This is a genomic window from Croceicoccus esteveae, from assembly GCF_031846435.1.
Taxonomy (GTDB): Bacteria; Pseudomonadota; Alphaproteobacteria; order Sphingomonadales; family Sphingomonadaceae; genus Croceicoccus; species Croceicoccus esteveae.
This window is the reverse complement of sequence record NZ_JAVRHS010000004.1, coordinates 1-17,930: the sequence shown is the minus strand read 5'-3', so window position 1 is coordinate 17,930 and position 17,930 is coordinate 1. Positions and strand designations below refer to the sequence as shown.

General features: G+C 60.9%; 19 protein-coding genes. 17 read left to right on the top strand and 2 right to left on the bottom strand.

What is annotated here, in order from left to right; all coding sequences use genetic code 11:
- Positions 1-304 precede the first annotated feature (304 nt).
- The 3 genes from RM533_RS06685 to RM533_RS06675 are packed head-to-tail and all read left to right on the top strand — an operon-like array spanning position 305 to position 5,537.
- On the top strand, positions 305-2,680 hold the full coding sequence (locus RM533_RS06685; RefSeq protein WP_311340450.1) for a TonB-dependent receptor: 2,376 nt from the start codon (positions 305-307) through the stop codon (positions 2,678-2,680).
- Positions 2,677-4,284: an arylsulfatase gene (locus RM533_RS06680; protein WP_311340449.1), complete on the top strand. Its 1,608-nt coding sequence runs from the start codon at positions 2,677-2,679 to the stop codon at positions 4,282-4,284. Before RM533_RS06685 ends, RM533_RS06680 begins: the two co-directional genes overlap by 4 nt.
- A complete protein-coding gene (locus RM533_RS06675; RefSeq protein ID WP_311340448.1) occupies positions 4,281-5,537 on the top strand; it encodes an MFS transporter in 1,257 nt (418 codons plus the stop codon). The genes RM533_RS06680 and RM533_RS06675 overlap by 4 nt, the downstream gene beginning before the upstream one ends.
- 11 nt (positions 5,538-5,548) lie before the next feature.
- On the opposite strand, the gene RM533_RS06670 is transcribed toward RM533_RS06675, so the two are convergent.
- Positions 5,549-6,439: a helix-turn-helix domain-containing protein gene (locus RM533_RS06670; RefSeq protein WP_311340447.1), complete on the bottom strand. Its 891-nt coding sequence runs from the start codon at positions 6,437-6,439 to the stop codon at positions 5,549-5,551.
- A 169-nt stretch (positions 6,440-6,608) separates the two neighbouring features.
- Here RM533_RS06670 and RM533_RS06665 point away from each other — a divergent pair, with 169 nt between their 5' ends.
- From RM533_RS06665 to RM533_RS06635, 7 genes are all read left to right on the top strand, one after another.
- Complete coding sequence (locus tag RM533_RS06665; RefSeq protein WP_311340446.1) at positions 6,609-7,844, top strand: hypothetical protein; 1,236 nt, start codon at positions 6,609-6,611, stop codon at positions 7,842-7,844.
- On the top strand, positions 7,841-8,680 hold the full coding sequence (locus RM533_RS06660; RefSeq protein WP_311340445.1) for an oxidoreductase: 840 nt from the start codon (positions 7,841-7,843) through the stop codon (positions 8,678-8,680). Before RM533_RS06665 ends, RM533_RS06660 begins: the two co-directional genes overlap by 4 nt.
- Before the next feature lie 20 nt (positions 8,681-8,700).
- Positions 8,701-8,859: a hypothetical protein gene (locus tag RM533_RS06655; protein ID WP_311340444.1), complete on the top strand. Its 159-nt coding sequence runs from the start codon at positions 8,701-8,703 to the stop codon at positions 8,857-8,859.
- 105 nt (positions 8,860-8,964) lie between these two features.
- On the top strand, positions 8,965-10,218 hold the full coding sequence (locus RM533_RS06650) for a glycosyltransferase (protein ID WP_311340443.1): 1,254 nt from the start codon (positions 8,965-8,967) through the stop codon (positions 10,216-10,218).
- 652 nt (positions 10,219-10,870) lie between these two features.
- Positions 10,871-11,032, top strand: coding sequence for a hypothetical protein (locus tag RM533_RS06645; protein WP_311340442.1), 162 nt, complete (start codon positions 10,871-10,873; stop codon positions 11,030-11,032).
- Positions 11,033-11,201: 169 nt separating this feature from the next.
- Positions 11,202-11,546 (top strand): DUF6481 family protein, encoded by a 345-nt coding sequence (locus RM533_RS06640; RefSeq protein WP_311340441.1) that lies wholly within the window; start codon positions 11,202-11,204, stop codon positions 11,544-11,546.
- Positions 11,543-12,223 carry a spermine/spermidine synthase domain-containing protein gene (locus RM533_RS06635; protein ID WP_311340440.1) on the top strand — a complete coding sequence of 227 codons (681 nt, stop codon included), beginning with the start codon at positions 11,543-11,545 and terminating at the stop codon, positions 12,221-12,223. Before RM533_RS06640 ends, RM533_RS06635 begins: the two co-directional genes overlap by 4 nt.
- Before the next feature lie 434 nt (positions 12,224-12,657).
- On the opposite strand, the gene RM533_RS06630 is transcribed toward RM533_RS06635, so the two are convergent.
- A complete protein-coding gene (locus RM533_RS06630; RefSeq protein ID WP_311340439.1) occupies positions 12,658-13,197 on the bottom strand; it encodes an RrF2 family transcriptional regulator in 540 nt (179 codons plus the stop codon).
- Between the two features lie 92 nt (positions 13,198-13,289).
- Between RM533_RS06630 and RM533_RS06625 the strand changes: the two genes are divergently transcribed.
- The 7 genes from RM533_RS06625 to RM533_RS06595 all read left to right on the top strand — a co-directional run bounded on the left by RM533_RS06625 (position 13,290) and on the right by RM533_RS06595 (position 17,611).
- Complete coding sequence (locus RM533_RS06625) at positions 13,290-13,691, top strand: group III truncated hemoglobin (protein WP_311340438.1); 402 nt, start codon at positions 13,290-13,292, stop codon at positions 13,689-13,691.
- Positions 13,691-14,002: a TehB family protein gene (locus tag RM533_RS06620; RefSeq protein ID WP_311340437.1), complete on the top strand. Its 312-nt coding sequence runs from the start codon at positions 13,691-13,693 to the stop codon at positions 14,000-14,002. The genes RM533_RS06625 and RM533_RS06620 overlap by 1 nt, the downstream gene beginning before the upstream one ends.
- 54 nt (positions 14,003-14,056) lie before the next feature.
- The gene (hmpA, locus tag RM533_RS06615; RefSeq protein WP_311340436.1) at positions 14,057-15,268 is read left to right on the top strand and encodes an NO-inducible flavohemoprotein; all 1,212 of its coding nucleotides are present in this window, start codon (positions 14,057-14,059) and stop codon (positions 15,266-15,268) included.
- Positions 15,269-15,739: 471 nt separating this feature from the next.
- Entirely contained in the window at positions 15,740-16,126 is a 387-nt protein-coding gene (locus RM533_RS06610; RefSeq protein WP_311340435.1) for a hypothetical protein, read from the top strand.
- 154 nt (positions 16,127-16,280) lie between these two features.
- Entirely contained in the window at positions 16,281-16,631 is a 351-nt protein-coding gene (locus RM533_RS06605; RefSeq protein WP_311340434.1) for an antitoxin Xre/MbcA/ParS toxin-binding domain-containing protein, read from the top strand.
- A gap of 5 nt (positions 16,632-16,636) precedes the next feature.
- Entirely contained in the window at positions 16,637-17,128 is a 492-nt protein-coding gene (locus RM533_RS06600) for an RES family NAD+ phosphorylase (RefSeq protein ID WP_311340433.1), read from the top strand.
- Positions 17,129-17,269: 141 nt separating this feature from the next.
- Positions 17,270-17,611: a hypothetical protein gene (locus RM533_RS06595; RefSeq protein ID WP_311340432.1), complete on the top strand. Its 342-nt coding sequence runs from the start codon at positions 17,270-17,272 to the stop codon at positions 17,609-17,611.
- Positions 17,612-17,930 lie beyond the last annotated feature (319 nt).

Genomic DNA, 17,930 nt, shown 5'->3' with positions numbered 1-17,930 from the left:
GCAACGAATGGCCTGCCGCGTTGGCTGCTTGCAAGGAGCGTGGTGCTGATCATGGTGGGGATGGGTTTTGCAGGCCGTTCGCACCAGGAGCGCGGGTCTTTTTGTCAGGAGCGCGGGGATCAGGCCGCGTCGGGCGTGCTGACCTGCGTCTTCGTGTCGCGGTGTCGCGGCGTTGCCAAACATGTCGCTTTCTCAAAAAAGCGACTTTTCCGCACAAGTGAAATCCGTCACAATCGCCGTCGTTTGTGCCACAATTTGCTTCTGCCGATCTTGCGGCAGACATGCAGGGCAGGGGCATTTTGCAATGATTGCAAGGATTTCGGGCAACATCTGGCTTGGCGGCTCTGCGCTTGCCATCATGCTTGCCTGTGTCAGCACCGCGTCGGCGCAGGAACAGCCGCCTGCGGACGAACAGCAAGGCGCAGATCGCAATGTCTTTGCCACCGATCCGATCATCGTGACCGCCCGGCGGCGGGTCGAGACCGCGCAGGATGTTCCCATTGCGCTCACCGTACTGAGCGGTGCGCAGGTGACGCAGCCCGGCACGATCGGGCTCACGCAAGTGGCGCAGCTTGCGCCCAGCCTGCAACTGACCGCCACCAACCCGCGTCAGACCAACATCAATATTCGCGGGCTTGGCGCGACTCCTGCCTTTGCCAGCCTCGGCCTTGAATATGGCGTCGGCGTCTATGTCGATCAGGTCTATTACAGCCGGCCGACGCAGGCCGCGTTCGACCTTTACGATCTGGAACGGGTCGAGGTGCTGCGCGGGCCGCAAGGCACCTTGTTCGGCAAGAATACGACCGCAGGCGCCATCAACATCGTCACGCAGGAGCCGTCCTTTACCCCTTCCGGCCGGGCCGAGATCAGCCTTGGCAATTATCGTTCCATCCAGGCCCGCGCCACCGCAACGGCGCCGCTGACCGACACTGTCGCGGTGCGGCTCAGCATGAGCGACACGGTACGAGACAAGGGATTTCAGACCGTTGCCAGCACAGGCAAGCGGGTGCACGACCTTTACAGCCTCAGCCTGCGCGGGCAGGTCCTGTTTGAACCGGGTGACGCTTTTCGGCTGCGGCTGACCGGCGATTACAGCAGCTTTGAACAGGATTGCTGCCAAGGCCCCACCACCACGATCCGCACCACGCGCATCGACGGATCAGCGCTGCCGAACAACTTCCTCGATCGCATTGCCAGGTTTGGTTATGAAACACTGCCGGTCGACCCGTTTGCACGCAGGCTTGAAACCAACCGGCCGTTCGATAACACCATCAAGACCTATGGCGCAGCAGCAATCGCCGACCTCGACCTTGGTGCAGCAACAGTCACTTCGGTGACCGGCTGGCGCAAATTGCAATACCGGCCGAGCACCGATGGCGATCTCACCGGCCTCGATATCTTCGTCGATGCCGGAATAGACGAGGATCAGGAACAGTTCAGCCAGGAACTGCGCATCGCTTCCAACGGGGTGCGCACGCTCGATTACGTCGCCGGGCTGTATTACTTCTGGCAGCGGATCGACGACGACATCTTTGTCAAATACGGCGAGGATGCAGCATTGTGGATCCTTGGTCCGGCGCCCGGTTCATCGGCGGCGTCGATCGGCGGACAGGCAGCGCTCAATGGCCTGTTCGCGGATGGCGCGGCGCGCGCAAGCACCAACAGCTATGCGATCTTCGGAGAGGCCACGTACCACATCGGCGAACTCGTCGATGTGACCGGTGGCCTGCGGTACACCAAGGAGGACAAGACCGGCTCGTTTGCCCAAGTGCAGCGCGGCCCTGAACTTTCCGCGACCGAAGTGCTGTTCGGCGCGCAGGCGATCCGCAATGCCTTTGCGCCTGCGATCGCCTATGATGTGGACAGCAGCGAAGACAATCTGACCGGGCGCGCCACGATTGCCGTCAATCCAAGCGACGATCTGCTGGTCTATGCAACCTATGCACGTGGGTTCAAGTCGGGCGGGCTCAACCTAAATGCGACCACCGCGCCGCGCGTCATCGAACCCGAAAAGGTCGAGGCTTACGAGCTGGGCATCAAGGCCGGGCTGCTTGACCAGCGTTTGACGATCAATCTTGCCGCGTTCACGCAGGACATCGACAATTACCAGAGCCAGCAGATCGACACCGCCGTTGCACAGACTGCCTACATCGCGAATGTCGGCAGCGTTCGTTCGCGCGGGGTGGAGGCAGATGCAAACCTGCAACTTTCCCGGTCGCTGCGCCTGTTTGCATCGGGCGCATATACCGATGCTTCGTACCGCGACTTCCTGAACGCGCCCTGCCCTGTCGAATACGTCGGCCTGCAGCTGACCTGCGACCTTTCCGGGCGGCGGCTGCCTGGCGTGTCGAAATATTCGGCAGCCATGGGCGGGAAATTTTCTGCCCGGCTTGACGAGGATCGGATGTTCTATGTGCAGGCCGATCATTCCTATCGGTCCGATTTCTACACCACCTACAATCTGGCGGCGGACTCGCTTGCAGATGGCTATCATGTCACCAATGCCCGGATCGGCGTGCGTGACGAACGGCAGGGCTGGGATCTGTCGCTGTTTGCCCGCAATCTGTTCGACAGCGAATATGTCTCCATCATCAATCCATCTGCTTTCAACACCGGGCAATCGACAGCAATACTGGGCGACCCCAGAACCTATGGCGTCACCTTCAGGATCACTTCTTGAAACGGCCGCACTTCCTCCTGATCGTGGCGGACGACCTCGGCTATTCGGACCTGGGGGCATTCGGAGGAGAGATATCGACACCGCACCTCGACGCGCTGGCGATGAGCGGCACCCGTTTTACCGATTTCCATTCCGCTCCTGCGTGTTCGCCCACCAGAGCAATGCTGATGACCGGCACCGATCCGCATCTGGCAGGGATCGGCACGATGCTGGAGATGGCGCATGCCGGGTTCGAAGGCGCGCCAGGTTACGAAGGTCATCTCAACGATCGCGTGGTAACAGTGGCGCAACGCCTGCGAGCAGGCGATGATGCCAAGCCTTATCATTGCGTCATGGCCGGCAAATGGCACCTGGGGGACACAGCAGGAAGTCGGCCGGCAGCCCGGGGGTTCGACCGCTCCTTTGCGCTTCTGCCAGCCGGCGCAAGCCACTTTTCCGGCCAAGGCGCGGACCGGTTCTCGGTCGTGAGCACAGCCTATGAAGAAGACGGCGTTCCTGTCTCCAGCCTTCCGGACGATTTCTATTCTTCCGATTATTTCGCCACGCGGTTGATTGAATATCTCGATGAACGCCCGCGTGACCGACCCTTTCTTGCGTTCCTTCCCTTCAGCGCGCCGCACTGGCCGTTGCAGGCGCATGACGCCGATATCTCGCGCTACAAAGGACGCTACGACGCCGGACCCGACGTGCTGCGTGCGCAGCGCATGGAGCAAATGAAGCAGACGGGCTTGTGCCCCCGCAATGCTGCGGCACATTCATTTGTCGGTGCTCCGGATTGGTCGCAGCTTGATGACGATGAACGCTCCTGGTCGGCACGCACGATGGAGGTCTATGCCGCCATGGTCGAATGCATGGATCGCAATGTAGGGCGGGTGATCGACACGCTGCGGGCAAGCGGCGACCTTGAAGATACCGTCGTCATGTTCCTGTCCGACAATGGCGCCGAAGGGGCGATGGTCGAAGCATTGCCCATCGTGGGTCCCATCATCGAGGCACGCATCGCAGAACATTTCGACAATAGCCTGGAAAATCTCGGGCGGGCGACCAGCTGCTGCTGGTATGGTCCGCATTGGGCCCAGGCAGCAACCGCGCCATCCCGGCTGCACAAGGCGTTCACGACCCAGGGTGGCATCCGCGTGCCATTCTTCGCCTGTGGGCCAGGCATAGCTGGACAAGGCGCGATCAGCCATGCCTTTGCCACTGCCATGGATGTGCCGGCCACCATGCTGGACATGGCCGGTGTCACGCCAAGCGCTTCGTTCGAAGGGCGCAGCGTGGAGCCATTGAAAGGCAAGTCGATGCGCCACCATCTGGCCGCCGCGGCAGATCGCGTGCACCCTGCCGATGCCGAGTTCGGGTGGGAATTGTTCGGTCGCAGGGCCATCCGTCGCGGCTTCTGGAAAGCCGTCTGGTTGCGTGCTCCTGAAGGCAATGCCGCATGGCAGCTTTACGATTTGCAATCAGATCCGGGCGAGATCCACGATCTGGCCAGCAAACATCCGGACATCCTTGCAAGCCTGGTAGAAGCATGGGAGCGCTACGCCAGGGACGCAGGGGTAGTCCAGACACCTGTCAGCGTCTTTGAAACCTGTGGTGCTGCATGACGGCAGGTGCCGACCGCCCGCACATGCCGGATTCGAATGAAAAGCTGACCAGATCGCATGTCGTGATGATTGGTCTGCTGGCATTTGTGGTAATGTTCGAAGGATTTGACATCAGCACGACGAGTGTCGTGCTGCCTTATCTGGGCGAGGAGTTCGGCGCGACACCGGCGGCGCTGGGCCGCGCGCTCGGGATTATCGCAATCGGCGCCATCCTGGCTTTTCTGACGATCCGCCTGTCCGACCGCTTCGGGCGCAAACCTGTGCTGATCTTTGCCGCTGCCGGTTTCTCGCTGGGATCGCTTGCCACCGTTTTGAGCGACAGCGTCGCCAGCTATACCGCGATCCAGTTTGTCGCACGCCTGCTGATGGTGACGCAGGTTGCGCTTGCCTACATCATGGTCAGCGAAACCATTCCGCCACGGCTGCGCGGGCGCGCCAATGGCTTGCTTGGCGCCTGTGGCAGCTTTGGTGCAGCGCTGCCGTTCCTGCTGCTCGAACCGGCGTTGGCAACGGCATGGGGGTGGCGGCTGCTGTTCGTGGTCGGGGCTATTCCCCTCCTGGCAACGCCGCTCCTGATCATCTGGCTGTCGGAAACGCCGATCTGGAAAGCCGGGAAGGCGAACTGGCAACACAGTTCCATTCTGGCTGAACTGCGTCTGCTCCTGCGGCCGGAACTGCGCAGCTCCACCATCACGATGAGCCTCCTGTGGCTGATCATCAATTTTGCCACTTCGGTGTCGGCGCTGTTCTTCACGCAATATGCGGTGACAGAGCGTGGCTGGGTGCCGGCGGATTTTACCGCGCTGGCAGTGCTCGGTCTTGCCGGCACGTCGTCCGGATTTCTGCTCGCCGGGTTTGCAATGGATCTGATCGGCCGACGATGGACCATCACCGTCTTCATGGTCATGTTGGGCGCGCTGACGCAGTTTTGTTACAATGCGCAAAGCTGGTGGGCGATCGCAGGCTCCTTCGTGGGTTTGCAGGCCATGATGGGAGTGTGGGTGGCGGCATACACCATCAATTCGGAGCTGTTTCCAACGGCCTTGCGCGGCGCGGCCAATGGCTGGTGTCACAATCTGCTCGGTCGATGGGGCGTAGTAACCGCGCCATGGATCCTGGGCGCTCTGGTCGCGCCGCTGGGCAGCATCGGTGCAGCCGCGACAGTCCTTGGCTTTGTCGCCTACCTTGCCGTGCCGCTTGTCTGGATTGGTTTGCCTGAAACGCGCGCACGCAAGCTGGACCAGCCGGACTGAACGCGCGCCTCCTACGCGGTCCGGCGCTGCGCCCGCCACTGTCCGGGGCTTTGCCCGAACCTGCGCCTGAAAGCGGTGGAAAAGTTGCCCTGGCTGGAGAAGCCCAGCTGCCAGGCGATGGTCTTGAGCGGTGCATCGCTGTGCTCCAGCATCCGCACCGCGGCATCGAAACGCCGGCGGGTCACCTGCTCCATCACGGTGATGCCGGTGGTCGCCTTGTAGGCCCGCATCAGATGACGCCTGCCGATCCCGCACAGCCGGGCAAGTTCATCGACGCTGCAATCCGCCGCCGTGGCGCCGCTGGTATCGATGAGTCCGGTCAGATGATCCTCGATGCGGGCAATCTGCCAGGGGGCCAGCATGCCGCGGCGGCCCAGTCGTGCGTGCCGCAGCTCCGCGAGGCAGCGGGCAAGCTCGCCGGTAATGAGAAGGCCAAGTCCCTGCAGGATCGTGTCGCTCGCATGGCGCGGCGCGACCAGTTCGCGGGCAAGCCGGTCAAGCGCCTGGATGAGATCGGCGCCATGAAGGTCGATGCAGGCGACAAGCTCGTCGAACGGGGCGTTGCCGTTGGCAGGTGACATGGTGCCAAGCTGCGCCTCGTCAAACCGCATGATGATCATTTCCCGGTACTGGAATTCGGGCGACCGGACATGCAGCGTGAGATTGGCCGGAATGAGCGCCGCCACGCCGAACGGGGTGAACGAGCGATGGGACGTAGGCTGCCCAAGGCACCCTAAAGCCGGATGATTGCTCCCGTTACGCAGATAGACGACAGAAGGCCTGTCAAGACGATGTGTCTGTTCAAAAGGTCCGCGACCATCCTGTCTGATGTGTTCGAACTGGAATGCGCCTGCCTGCCTGCACCCCATGGTGTGATATTTTGCCTGCGCAGGCTGCTGCATGTGCCCTCCCCTTTGTCATCCTGCATCTGCTTGCCCCGGGCATCGCTGGCAACCATCGCTGCATGTTCACGTCACTTTAGCAGACATCGGGCACAACCGCCAATGGCGCCTTCGTTGCCGGGATCTCGCGGGTTGATAAGCTCAACCTCCAGCAATTGGAGAAGACGCCATGAACAACCCGATCGCCACGGCCGAACAGGCACGGTTCGAACATGCCGCGCTTGCCGTGCTCGCCGATCCGCGCATGCAGCAGACCATCGAGGACCGGCGCGCTTACTGGCTCGACAAGGCACGGCCAAGACCCGCGATGCGCAAGGCTTTCGACACAGCCTACCCCGAGGTGGTGTTCGGCGCCATCATCTGGTCGCTCAACAGCGATCCGATGCGGCCAGGGATCGTCACCATATCGCGCATTCCCCACCAGCTTGACGGGACAGCCGTGCCGGGATCGCGCTGGGGGCTGGACAACCCCGACAGCGTCTACCGGGTGATCCCCATCAGCGGTTCGGAGCGTTACGTGATCCGCGGACAGGTTCATCATCCCCGCCTCACGGAGAATTATTTCACCTTGTGGAATGCACATATGGGCACGGTCGACGTGCTGGACGGCAAGGGTCTGCAGCTTGACGACGAAGGCAGGTTCGAGATCTCCGTCGATGCCGACGAAGCGGGCGAGCGGGCAAATCACATTCGCTCCTCACCCGAAGCGGTCGAGTTCTACATCCGCGATGTGCTCGCCGACTGGGCAGCCGAGCGTCCCAACACGCTGACGATAGAGCGACTGGGCAGCCCGGCTGCAACGCCGCAGCGCAGCTTCGATGAACAGGTGGCAGACGCCCAGGCGATGCTCATCCGCAATGTCGACAACACCATGCGCTGGAACGCGCAGGCGATGGACAAGGAAGCCAACAGCTTCGATTTTACCATCGACAGGGACAGCGACGGCGCGTTGCGCAACCAGCTTTACATCATGAGCCACTTCGATCTGCAGGACGACGAGGCGCTGGTGATCGATGTCGGTCTTGGCGGCGCGGATTATTTCCTTGCCCCCATTACCAACATCTGGGGCACGACCAACAACATCGTCGATCGCACCTCCAGCCTGAACCTTACGCAGGCCAGGCGCAACAGCGCGGACAAGCTTACCTTCGTGGTGAGTGTAACAGATCCCGGTGTCTGGAACTGGCTTGATCCTTGCGACATGCCACAAGGATTGCTGACGCTGCGCTGGGCAGAATTTGCAGATGGGCGGCCGGGTCCCGGCTTTGGCGCGCACAGCCGCATCGTGAAACTGTCCGAACTTGACGATGCCCTGCCGGCCGACACGCACCGCATCACGCCGGCCGAGCGGGCCCGCCAGCGCGACGAACGCGCGCAATCCTATCTGTGGAGAATAGCACAATGAGCCGGGTGTGGATTGTCACCGGCTGTTCCACCGGCATCGGGCGCGCAATTGCCGAATATCTGCTGGAAGAAGGACACCGGGTCGCGGTGACCGCACGCAAGATCACCGATGTCGCCGATCTTGAAACGCGCTATCCCGACCAGGCGCTGGCAATCGCCCTTGATGTCACGCGCGACGAGCAGGTGCGCGATGCCATTGCTGCGACGATCGCGCGGTTCGGCACGGTCGATGCGCTGGTGAACAATGCCGGCTACGGCTATGTTTCTTCCATCGAGGAGGGAGAGATCGGCTCCATCCAGGCCATGTTCGATACCAATCTGTTTGGCGCATTGCGCATGATGCAGGCCGTGCTCCCCCACATGCGCGCGCAACACTCCGGCCTGATCGTCAACATTTCATCGCTTGCCGGGCGGATCGCCAACCCGGCAACGGGGTTCTACGCATCGTCCAAGCATGCACTCGAAGCGATGAGCGAAGCTGCCTCGCGTGAGGTGGAGCCGTTCGGCATCCGCGTATGCGCCGTAGCCCCCGGCATGTTTCGATCCGAGTTTTCTGGCCGATCACTCAAGAGCGGAAACAATCCCATCGGGGATTACGCCGACACCGTGCATCAGCGTATCGAACTGGTGCGATCGGCCGACGGACGCCAGCCGGGCGATCCACGCAAGCTGGCCGCCATGGTCATGGCGCTAGCCGACATGGACGATCCTCCCCGTCAGCTTGTAGCGGGGCCGGATGCCTACGCCGCCATCATCGCCCGAACAGACGAGATCAGAACGGCCATGGAACGGCACAGGACGCTGAGCGTATCCACGGATTTTGACGCGCCGCAGTAAGGCAGCTTCCTCCAAGCCACATGCTGGCACGCCAGATGCTGGTTGCGCGTGGGCGATACAGACAGGGCCGGTTCATTGCCATTGTCGAGAATGGCGCAGGCGTGGGCAGCGCCAGCTTCGCCAGCTCCAGCTTCAGGAGTGCCAGCTTTGACAGGGCAGCTTTGACAGGCCAGCTTTGACAGGGCAGCCGCTATGCTGTCTAGACGCAGCCGTCCTGCGCCACATGCAATCCACCATGCAAGGAGCAGACGCACAGCTGCGCCACCTTGCATCCGGAGAAACTTGTGCACCGACCCTGTGATGTCGTCTTTGTCAGCCGGCAACGCCTGGTTGGCCGGACCAACGGCAGCTCCGCCTATCTTCTCGACCTTGCTGCAGCGGCAAGACGTGCCGGGCTTGCCTGCATTCTGGTGCAGCCCTCCCCCTCGTTTTTCGGGCGCATGCCGGTGCTGCGGCTCACCAGCGACATGGAGGTGTTTACCCGTCATCATGCGCGTGGCGCCGTTCGGCTGGGCCGGCTTCTGGTTGCGCTCGACCCGGCGGTATGGCTGTCGGCGGCCCGCGGCGTGCTGGCAAGGACTACGCGCCGCGCGGGATTGAACATGCACTGGCTGAAGGACCGCAAAGCACCTTACAGCATTGCCGTGCCCTGGACTGACGCCGACAGGACGTATGGCGCGCGGCATGTGCCCGATGGCGCGATCGTCATTGCCGATTACATCTTCCAGACAGAGGCGTTTGCAAGCCTTGGCAGAAAACCACGTGCCACAGCCACCATCATGCACGATCTGTTCCACCGCCGCGCCGAACTGGTCGCCGCAACAGGAGCAAGCGATTCTGTCGTGGCGGTAAGCAGAAAGGATGAGCTGGACTTGCTTGCCCGTGCGGATCTGGTCATCGCGATCCAGCAGGCCGAAGCGGATTTCGTTGCCGAAAACCTGCCACAACAGCCGGTGATGACCGTGCCGATGTCGTTTGCAGCCATAGCGACGGCGCAGCCCGGTGAGGCTGACCAGATCCTGTTTGTCGGCAGCAATACAGAACCGAACATTGCTGGCCTTAAATGGTTCTGCGAAAACTGCTGGCCCACGATCCGTAACGCGCTGCCCGAAGCAACGCTGCAGATTGCAGGAACCGTGGCAACAGGACTGGCGGGATATGGCGTGCCCGCAGGAGCAAGATTGCTGGGCATGGTTGCGGATCTCGACCCGCTTTACAGCCGTGCCGGCGTGGTCATATCGCCGCTTACCTTCGGCTCCGGGCTGAAGATCAAGCTTGTGGAAGCAATGGCGCTGGGCAAGGCGATCGTGGCCACTTCCGTTACTCTGCAAGGGGTGGAGGAAATTGCAGGACCCGCCGTCTGCCAGGCGGACGATGCGGCCCAATTCGCCGCTGCGGTGGTGTCGCTGGCAAAGGACAGGGCATTGCGCGAGAAACTTGGGCTCAAGGCCATTGCAGTTGCAGAACAGCATTTTTGCGCAACTGCGACGCAGGACCAGTTTACCGCCTGGCTGCTGGACCGGTGCGCCGGTCGCTGACGTTGCCGTGCCTTGCCTTTTTTCTGTCGAGGAAGCTGAATAAGCCGCGCCAGGCCTGTATTCTGCTTGCGAGGACCGGTTCATAAGCGCTGGCAGGATCGGCATCAGGAACCACAACGCAGGCCGGCGCGGCGGGATTGCGGGCTCCGCTATCAAAACGCAGCTCTGAAGGTATGATGCTTCTTCAATCGCCTGCTTCTGACAAGGCGGTTGTGGTGTCAGACACAGCCTTGATGGCCTGACCCGGCAAACAGCGTCTGAGCACATTCGTTACCGCAAGCGTCACGAACAGCCTCGGCACCATCCCGCTGATCAGGGAGCTGTAGCAGCTGGGTGTACAAGGCGCGCGCAAGGGCCTGCCACAGCTGAGGGAGGCGCCAATTCCCGAGCAGAGGGGAAGTGAACCGGCTGTTTGCCGCGCCTGCAGGTCAATTGCCCTGACCGGATATCAACGATGCTCCCCTTGTCCTCGATCTTGCATCGCTCCCTGATTGCCGTGGGCAGCATTTCCATTTTCCAAAGTTGGTTTTCCGATTTCGCCAGATCAGGATGCGGCCGTTCAAGAGCGCAACATGGCACTGATGGCGCTCCATTAGCAGCGCTAATGCTGGTGGATTGCGCCCGGCGCAGGCTCCGCTCTGGTCCTTCGGGCATGCACGCTCTGCTTGCCATTACCGATGCTGCATGGCAAATGATGGACACTGCAGGCATCCAGATTGCCGGCGTCGAAGGCGCGCTGGTGCAGGCAAGCGACGGCATTTCATCCCGCCAGCTGACGATGATCCGCGGCTCGCTTCATGCCGCATCCGGTTGACACGCTGGGCTACATGTGGATTTAACGCGGCCAGTCGCGCACGATGTCGAACCGGTTGTGATCCTTGTGATGGACAGGGTTGCACAAGACAGGACCGGCTAATGCGGTAGCGAAGATTAAACCCCAGCCCGGCGCGATGCCGGAATGTCAGGATTGCAACAGGATACACATGGCAGGCTTCAAGAACCCCGATTTCAATGAACGCGCGGACATGGCACGCGCCGCGCGGCAGAACGCGCTTGAAAAGCTGCGCAACAAACCTGCGCCCGATCCCGAAGTGATTGCGCAGAAACAGGCAGCGCAGGCAGCGCGCGAAGCAGCGGCAGCCGAACGGCGCGCTGCCAAGCAACGAGCCGCTGAACAGGAAAAAGCTGACAAGATAGCGGCCAAGGAAGCGGAAATCGCCCGGCTTGCCGCCGAAGCGGAAGCACGGGAACGCGCCAAGCCGGACGAAGCGCAGTTGAAAGCCGCGCGCGATGCCCGCTATGCCGCGCGCAAGGCTCGCAAGCGTTGATCCAGCGCGAGCTGCTTGACATCGCCGAAGTGCCGGGCGGCTCGCCGCTCCATCTGTTCCGGCACGACGGCGATTTCATGATCACGCTCGACCGCAATGAATTGATGAGCAGCCGGATGAGCGGCTCTGAACAGGCGCTTGGCCGAATGACCTGCGAGCGCCTGGGCAGCAGGGCCGCGGTCCGCATCCTCATCGGCGGATATGGCATGGGATACACCTTGCGTGCCGTGCTCGACGTGGCGGCCGCCGATGCGACGGTGGTCGTAGCCGAGCTGGTGCCGCAGATCGTCGCCTGGGCCAAGGGGCCGATGCAGGCATTGTCGCAAGGCTGCCTCGATGATCCGCGAGTGACGGTGCAGATCGCCGATGTGGCAGAATTGATCAGGGCCGGCACCGGTCGCTATGACGCGATCTGCCTTGACGTGGACAATGGCCCTGATGGCCTGACGCGGCAGGAGAACGACAATCTCTACACCTCGCGCGGGTTGGCGAGTGCACGCGCCGCGCTTCGCCCCGGCGGCATCCTTGCCATCTGGTCGGCCCGTCCCGATCCTGCTTTCACCCGGCTGTTGAAGAAGGCGGGCTTCACCGTCGATGAGGTGCAGGTAAAGGCAAGGACCAACGGCAAGGGGCCAACGCACACGATCTGGTTTGCAGTCCCGGACACTCACGAATAACGGGCAGAAAGACGCACATCGGCGCACACTGCTGCATGACCAGGGCGCTGCATGAACAGGGCGGGCGCAGTCCGGCATCAGCCCAGCGCGAACCGGTCATGGGCAACAGGAGAGGCGCCCCCCATCCTAACGCGCAGCAGCAATCGTGAGTGCAGGTCTCTTCCTGCTGGCCGGCTGCGTGACAAGGTCGCTGCTGCTACCAGGCAGCCATCCAGCAGATGCAGGACTTTCTCACCGCTTGCACGCCATGGCAACGGTCGCCTCAGGGTTCATGCGGCACGCCTGCCAAGCCTTCATGCGCGGCCCCGCGTGCTTTTACTCAGGGGATGATCTGACACAGCGCCCCCACTTGCCGCCCTCGACAAGGCCGCCGGGGGGGCTTGGCCCCATGCTGCGAGCATGCTCATCCAGCAGCGGCAGTTGCACGCAGCCCCTTACCGCTGCTCCTCACCTTCCAGATAGCCGTCACTGTCCGGCGGCATCGTTTCGCCAATGGCAGAACCGGGCTTTTCCCGACGGGGTTTTGCAATGCCCACCGTCGGTGTGCGTTCCCGCTTCCAGATATGCAGAAGATGGGTGAAGTCCCCCTTGCGGGCGAGTACGTCAGCAAGCGAATAGCTGTCGAGCACGTCGAGAAAGGCAACCAGCGCTTCATCCAGAATGCTGGTAAGGCCGCAGGCAGGCGCAATGATGCAGGCGCCGCATTCGACCAGGTCGAAATCTTCCTCTGTGTGCCGGATCAGCCGGCCGACGTTGATTTCATCGGCAGGTCTGGCAAGCCGGATACCGCCCGAACGACCTCTGACGCTCTCCAGATAGCCTGCATTCACAAGGTCGTTCACCACTTTCATCAGGTGATTTTGCGAGATTGCATAGGAAGCCGCGATCTCGGCGATCGGGCACAGACGTTCCGGTCGTGCAGCCAGATACAACAGCACGCGCATCGCAAAATCTGTGTAGCGGGTGAGCCGCATCGCTGGTGCCTTTCAAACAAGCATTCCTATTGCATGTTTTAGCGCATCGTCATAGATGCATTCCCGATATATGTTTAACGAGGTCGGAAACAATGCCGCTGTTGAAAGTGGATGAAGACAGCTTGCACACTCTGGTGACGGCCTTTTACGCCCGGATTCGTACAGACGAGCATCTGGGGTCGATCTTCAACGATGCCATCACCGACTGGCCGGAACATCTCGATCGGCTGACGGCGTTCTGGTCTTCGGTCATGCTGACCAGCGGGCGCTACAAGGGACAGCCGGTGCCCGCCCACATGAAGCACAAGGCCCGGATCACGCCTGAGCTGTTTGCGCGCTGGCTCGCCCTGTGGGCCGACACGACCGACGCGATGATGGAGCCTGGCGCTGCCAGGGACCTGCAGGACAAGGCGCAGCGTATCGCCCAGAGCCTCCAGCTGGCGCTTTTCTTCAAGGTCGATGCAGCAGCAATTATGAAGAAGGATACGATTTGATGAGCAACACGCACAAGGGTGAAGCCGACCCTGTTCCATACAGTTCGACACCGATTTTCGACGAAACATCGCTGCCCGACGCTTTACGCAACAGGCACGACACCAAGGAAGGCGTGTGGGGCCACATCCGTGTGATTGAAGGTCAGCTCAAGCTGACGATCCTCGATCCGGCAGGCTCTGCGCATCTGGAGGAAATCATCGTCGAACCCGGCAGCCCCGGTGTGGTGCTCCCCTGCCAGCCGCATTTTGTCACGCCGATCGGCGCAATGCAGATGCAGGTCGACTTCTACAAGGAACCGCCGCCGGGCTGAAACCTGTCGATTTAACCACAATCCCTCTGTCACTTCTGTCTAAAGGAAACCTCCATGTCGAGGACGCTCAGCCAAACCACCATTACCCTTGTCAAGGCCACCGTTCCAGCCTTGGAAGCCCATGGCCTTGATATCGTGCGCGAAATGTATGACCGCATGTTCGAGAACGATGAAATACGCGCCATGTTCAACCAGTCGCATCACGGGGATGCAGGTTCCCAGCCCCGCGCCTTGACCGGAGCGATCCTGGCCTATGCCAGCAATATAGAAAACCTTGCCGCACTCGCGCCTGCTGTGGAGCGCATTGCGCAAAAGCATGTCGGGCTGCAGATCCTGCCTGAACATTACCCGCATGTCGGAGAGGCCCTGCTGGGTGCCATCAAGACCGTGCTTGGTGATGCGGCGACCCCGGAGATCCTCGAAGCATGGGCCGAAGCCTATGGGTTTTTGGCCGACATCCTGATTGCCCGCGAAAGCACGGTTTACCAGCAGCAGCGTGAGGCAGATGGCGGCTGGAACGGCTGGAGGGATTTTCGCGTGGAAACGGTGACGGAGGAAAGCAGTGTCATCAAATCCTTTCTGCTGCGTCCTGTAGATGGCAAAAGTGTGCTGCGGCACAAGCCGGGCCAATACCTCACCTTTGCGTTTGACATACCGGGCCATCCAGCCACGAAGCGCAATTATTCCATTTCGTCGGCCGCGGATGGCGAAACCTACCGGATATCTGTGAAGCGCGAGCCTCAAGGTCTGGTTTCACAATGGTTGCACGATGATGTGGAGGCAGGAACCATTCTCAAGGTGGCACCGCCTGCCGGCGAGTTCTTCCTGTCCGGCGCTTCTGAACGTCCGGTGGTTCTGTTGTCGGGAGGCGTGGGCCTTACACCCATGATCCCCATGCTCGAGACATTGGCAGCAAGCAAGGACACCGCGCCTGTTCAATATATTCACGGCACGCACGACAGCAACACCCATGCGATGCGTGATCAGGTGCGGCAGATTGCGGCGACAAACCCCGCCCTGAGCATCGTTGATTTTCACCAGACACCGCTTGCGGATGAAACTGCGGGCACAGATTATGACCATGCCGGCATCATCACGGGCGAATGGCTTACCGCGAACACTCCGACAGATGCGGCCGATTATTTCATCTGCGGTCCGCGACCATTCCTCAGGGCAGCAGTGACGACGCTCTCATTGGCAGGAGTCCCGGCCAGCCGTATCCACTACGAATTCTTCGGACCTGCCGATGAACTTCTCGCGGCATGAACGCAGCCGGTAATACCGGCAGGAGGATCGGCAGTTGAAAGAACCGTCACCACAATCTTCAGTGGGCCAGGCAGGGCGCTGTGCTGAAACGCTTGGCCTGATCGCCTTGCTGGCGAATGGCGCTCCGCTGTGATCTCACACCCTCCTTGTTCGATCTTGCAGCATGACTCCCAATGAGGTGGCACCTCATATTGGTGGTCATGCTGGCAGGCGGAACTGCCGGAACGGTTTGCGGTGGTTGACTGTCCGGCTGGCTGATGTGTGCGGGCTTTGCAGATATTCATTTGAGAATTGTCCTCTATACCACCTTCCTTAACGGCCTGCATTCAGTGGCCGCACCTTTGATGCCGAAGGCTTCCCGGCGCCGTCGTTGATGGCGATCGGCACTTTTACCGGTCAGACAGCGCAGGGCGTGACGCTTGCCGCGATCAATTATGGCACCCGCACCAATCGTGCAGGCAAGTAACCGCCGTGGCGCTGCTTGCGGTCAGCTTGCTTGGAACCGGTGCAGGTCCCGGCATCATTGCTGCGATTACCGACTTCGGTTTCGGCTACCGGAAGGCCTTGCTTGGGTGTCCGGCCCGACCCGATTGGCCCGGCATCATAAGGATGGCTAGCGAGGTGAAAGTGAACGCCCGTCGCAAGCAGATCTGGCGTGGCAAGCCAGATAAAGCGCGCCAGAAGGATATCGATACGCGCTGGACACCCAAGATCTGGCGCAAGCTCCGGATTTGCCTCGATGGTCCACCGCTGTCGCAGATTGCGATCCCGGTATGCGGTCCAAGGTGCTCAGGCTGGAAAGCGGTGACCTCGTCTGCAGACAGCGACGGGCGCCAGTTGCGCGAGGTAATCCATTGAACGATTGAAAGAGAACTGCGGCAATCATCATATGAACGCATGCTGGTCTGCTTATGGCTGGATGACGCCAGGTTGGCAAATGACCTCACCGCACAGCAGGATTGATTGCCAGCCTGTCTGACGCCATATAGGGTCAATCTATTCGGAGCTTGTCATGACTATCCCTGCCTACGCCGAACGAGGCGAGTTCGCGCCGCGCAAGATGATCGCGGTGCTGCGCACCACCAGCGACGAACTCGCGCGGTCGCTGGGGTTGGGCAAGGATGCAATCCAGCGCAAGGATCGCATCGCTTCTGCACGTACCCAGCGCAGGCTACGCCAGATGGCCGAAGTCTTGAGCAAGGTGGAGCCGCGCTTCGGATCGCCGCTGCTTGCATACGCCTGGTACCGGGCGGAACCGCTGGCTGGATTTTCCGGGCAAACAGCCATGCAGCTGGTGCAGGCCAACCGGACCGACGATGTCCTTGCGTATATCGATGCGGTCGACGCCGGCATTCACGCCTAGTTGCGATGCATTTTGCCGGACTGCTCTACCGGGCTCTCAACCCGGTCTACGCACGCGATCCGCTTTCAGGAGCGGGAGCAGCCCGTTACGGAGGCAGGTTCAACAGGATCGGACGTGCTGCGCTCTACACCTCGCTCGCGCCTGAAACCGCGCTGCGCGAAGCCAATCAGGTTGGAACGCTGCAACCCACCACGCTTGTCGCTTATCAAGCCGATGTCGGACCCCTGCTTGATGGCCGCGAGGCGAAAGCCCTCGTGCCCTTCGGCATGACACCCACGCTGCTGGATGATCCTGCGTGGCGAGACCGCATGCTCTCGCGCCAGTCCGTTCCATCGCATGACCTTGCCGAAGCAGCTCTGGCAAGAGGGTTCGCCGGAATTCTCGTGCCCAGCTACGCGCGCGCAGCGCCGCCTGATGCGCTCAACCTGGTTCTGTGGAAATGGATCGGCCAGATCAAACTGGTCGACGATGCCAATCGGCTCGGCCTGAAGCCATAGCAGCAATCGTGCCATGCTTCGAACGCCGCGCTGCGGGCTGACCGAACAGATCAAGGTCCTCGTCGCGCGCCTCCGCTGCGCAGGTCGGCTGGTGATTCCTGTTCTGCTTCCATGATGAACACGCCACACGGCTAGCAGCCCATGCGACCAAAGCTGGCCGTTTCGTCAACATTGTCGGCAAACACGCGCGATTTACGAGTCGTTTTCGACGTCGTCCGCTTTACTGACGTCAGGCGCCGGAACGACAATCAGGTCGCACGGGCCGCTGACGAAGCTCTGCGTCTTGGCGCGTTCAGAACCGCCGGTATGGTGCCGGCCAGCAATGATCCTTTCGATGTTGTCGGCAGCGTTCCCTATTCGCTTTACCCGTCGTCGAACCGGAAAAACGGCAACGGCGCGCCAAGATCTGGCAGCTTTCGCGCCGGCGCAAGTTCATTGCGATGGCCGGTCCTGCTGGATCAAAGCACAGCTACCGTTGCATGATGCTGTTCGATAGCGCCGTCTGTCGATGGTGGATATGATCGAAGACATGTTGGCGCGCTTTTTGCTGCTTGGCAGCGCCGAGTGAGCAGATCAGGCGGCACGATTGACGGCAAGCCGCTCATTCAAAGCCAAAGCCCTCACAATCGCAATTATTTATATTTCCTTTATTTGAAGCCGATGGTAACAAAATTATCAGCATGTTTAGATTAGTTAGGCTGAAAATGTGCACGGGTGTGATGCCGCTGTTTCTGAAGATCGATTGCAGCAACCAGGATTTCTACCGCGCCACATTGCTTTGGGAGAATAGCAGATGACGACA